The sequence below is a fragment of the Pseudomonas sp. HY2-MNA-CIBAN-0224 genome (assembly GCF_040310285.1).
Classification (GTDB): domain Bacteria; phylum Pseudomonadota; class Gammaproteobacteria; order Pseudomonadales; family Pseudomonadaceae; genus Aquipseudomonas; species Aquipseudomonas helleri.
The window spans coordinates 1-280 of the sequence record NZ_JBEOPQ010000425.1 but is presented as its reverse complement, the minus strand read 5'-3'; the positions used below and the strand labels follow the sequence as shown (position 1 = coordinate 280).

Here is a 280-nt window from a genome sequence, read left to right as displayed (position 1 = left end):
ATGAATACTCAATCCAGTGCATGTAATTGCCATTGATACCGCAGGTATTACGAATACGATGATGGACGCTATGAATATGCCGCAACAACCATTTATTCTCATGCATATAGTGATGCATCCAGTAGTATAAAAAATCATCAAGTAGCACAAAAAATATCAAGTGCGCTATGATAATATACCAAACAGGCAGTGTGCCTTTGTGGACGCCAGTCAACTGCAATAGTGGCCAACTAACCACTAATAACGTCGCCAAAATGAGGTTTTTGACCACGATACGACC

The 280-nt window shown here is 40.4% G+C and carries 1 protein-coding gene; it reads right to left on the bottom strand.

The window, feature by feature from the left end; translation table 11 throughout:
• Nucleotides 1–280: sterol desaturase family protein (locus tag AAEZ03_RS27025; protein WP_350582892.1), on the bottom strand; the 280-nt coding region annotated here is incomplete at both ends.